Consider the following 2,653-nt stretch of genomic DNA (forward strand, 5'->3'; position numbering starts at 1 on the left):
GACCTGCGTGGCTGGAGCGACCGGGTCGAGCTGGACCTGCCCGCCGCCCTGCCCGTCCGCCTGGACGCGCGCCGCTTCGCGAGGACCGTCCGGGGCTCCGGCGCGCTTGCGCGGGGGGCGCCTACTCGCTCTTGATCGCGCCCAGGATGTCCATCCGGGCGGCCCGGTGGGCCGGCCAGAGGGCGGCCAGCAGGCCGATCACCGCGGCCGCGACCAGGAAGCCGAGGATCTGCAGCGGCGGCACCACGGTGGTGATGTTCTTGAGCGAGTCCGCCATCGTGCGGGTGCCCGCCCAGGCCACCAGGATCCCGAGCCCGATCCCGACCGCGCCGCCGAACAGCGCGATCAGCAGCGACTCCAGCCGGACCATCCGGCGGATGCCGATCCGGTCCAGGCCGATCGCCCGCAGCATGCCGATCTCCCGGCGCCGTTCGAACACCGACATCGCCATGGTGTTGACCACGCCGAGCACCGCGATCACCACGGCCATCCCGAGCAGCCCGTACATCATGTTCAGCATGCCGGTGATCAGCTGACGGTTCTCCGCCTTGATGTCCTTCTCGCCCTTGACGGCGATCAGCGGGTTGCCGCCGGTCGCATCGCGCAGCGCCTGCTTCAGCTTCTCGTCCGCGCCGTTGGCGCCCTTCACCAGGACCTTCGCCGGGCCGGAGCCGGGCAGCGCGTGCGGGCCCACCACGTTGTCCGGGGCGACGATGTTGGCCAGCGCGCTGTTGGCCTCCAGCACGGCGCCGACGGTGAGCGAGCCCTTGGTCTTGTCCGGGTAGGTGACGGCCATGGTGTCGCCGACCTTGAAGCCGAGGCGCTCGGCGGTGCCCGAGCTCATCATCAGCTTGCCCTGCTTGAGGGCGTCCGCCGAACCGTCCTTGACCTTGACGGTGGCCAGCTGGCCGATGGTCGCGGCGTCGACGCCCGTCAGGAACTCGTAGTCGGAGTCGCCCTTGTCGGTCGTCACCCGGATTTCGCGCATCACGCTCATGGCGCTGACGCCGGGCGCCTTGGCGATCTGGCCGGCGACCTCGGGGGAGAGCTTCGAGCCGTTCTGCATGGCGACCGTGTAGTCGGCCTTGAGGTCGTCCGCGGTCGCCGCGTCGACGGCCTTGTTCACCGAGGCGCCGACCACGGTCAGCGCGGTGATCAGGGTGACGCCGATGGTCAGCGCCGAGGCGGTGGCCGCCGTCCGGCGCGGGTTGCGGATCGCGTTCTCCTGGGCCAGCTTGCCCGGCGTGCCGTAGACCTTGCGCAGCAGCGGGGCGAACAGCGCGATCAGCGGCCGGGCCAGCAGCGGGGTCAGCACGAACACGCCGATCAGCAGGGTGCCCGCGCCGAGCCCGACCAGCTTGTACTCCTTGCCGCCCGCGCCCGCGGCCAGGGAGCCCGCGCCGGCCAGCGTGAACAGCAGGCCGATCGTGTTGCGGACCAGCAGGCTCTTCTGGGTGGCCGGCTGCTCGGTCGAGCTCATCGCGGCCACCGGGGCGATCCGGGCGGCGCGCACGGCCGGCAGCAGGGCGGACAGCACCGTCACCAGGACGCCGACCAGCAGGGTCACCGCGATGGTGAGCGGCTTGATCACCAGCGAGCCCTGCGGCATGGTGTCGTCCATCGCGCTGACCACCGTCTGCATGCCGGCGCCGATCCCGATGCCGGCGAGCAGCCCGGCCGCCGAGGCGAGCAGGCCGACCAGCAGTGCCTCGACCAGCACGGAGCGGGTGATCTGCTTGCGGCTGGCGCCGATCGCTCGCAGCAGTGCGAGTTCCTTGGTGCGCTGGGCGACCAGCATGGTGAAGGTGTTGGCGATGATGAAGATGCCGACGAACAGCGAGATGAAGGCGAAGACCATCAGGAAGGTGCTCAGGACCTTGGTGCCCTGCTGGATCATCCGGTCCTGCTCGGCGGCGAGCTCGCGCCCGGTCTTCGCCTCGATCGAGTCGCCCTGCGGGGCGGTCTGCTTGACGGCGGCGAGCAGCGCGGTGTCGTCCGCGCCCGGCTTGCCCTTGACGTCCAGCTCGGCGTAGCGGCCCGGGCTCAGGTAGAGCTGCTGGGCGGTGGCGGTGTCGAAGGCGGCCAGCGAGCCGCCGGCCAGCACGCGCGGGTCGTTGGTGGTCAGGGTGCCGGTGAGCTTGAGCTTCATCACCGGGCCGTTGACGGCGACCCGGACGGTGTCGCCGACCTGGTAGCCGCCCTTCTCGGCGGTCTTGGTGTCCAGTGCGATCTCGCCCGAGCCGTGCGGGCCGCGGCCGTCGACCAGCGGGTAGCGCGGGTCGGTGCCGTCGGCACCCGGCACGTAGTTGGTGCCGGTGGTGGAGAAGCCGTTGCCGATCAGCGCGCCCTTCTTGTCGGCGATGCCGGCGAAGCCGCTGACCACGCCGCGCGCCTCGGCGGCGCCGGGCAGTGCCGCGACCGCCTTGCGGATCTCCTCGGTGAGGGCCGGGCCCTCGGAGTCCTCGCCGGTGTGGTCGTAGGCCTGGCGGGCGGCGTCGCGGTCGCTGACCGTGACGGCGATGTCGGTGTAGCTCTTGGAGTTCTGGGTCCTGAGCGCGTTGCCGAAGGTGTCGGAGAAGACCATGGTGCCGGCGACGAAGGCGGTGCCGAGCATGACGGCCAGCGCCGTCATGAGGAGTCGGCCCTTGTGGGC

At 71.4% G+C, this 2,653-nt stretch carries 1 protein-coding gene; it reads right to left on the reverse strand.

Translation table 11 applies throughout. From position 1 onward, the window contains the following. Positions 1–121: 121 nt before the first annotated feature. A partial coding sequence (locus AB0R04_RS38820) for an FtsX-like permease family protein (protein WP_363378886.1) occupies positions 122–2,653 on the reverse strand: 2,532 nt, incomplete at its 5' end.

The sequence above is a fragment of the Kitasatospora sp. NPDC056731 genome, from assembly GCF_040687675.1.
Lineage (GTDB): Bacteria > Actinomycetota > Actinomycetes > Streptomycetales > Streptomycetaceae > Kitasatospora.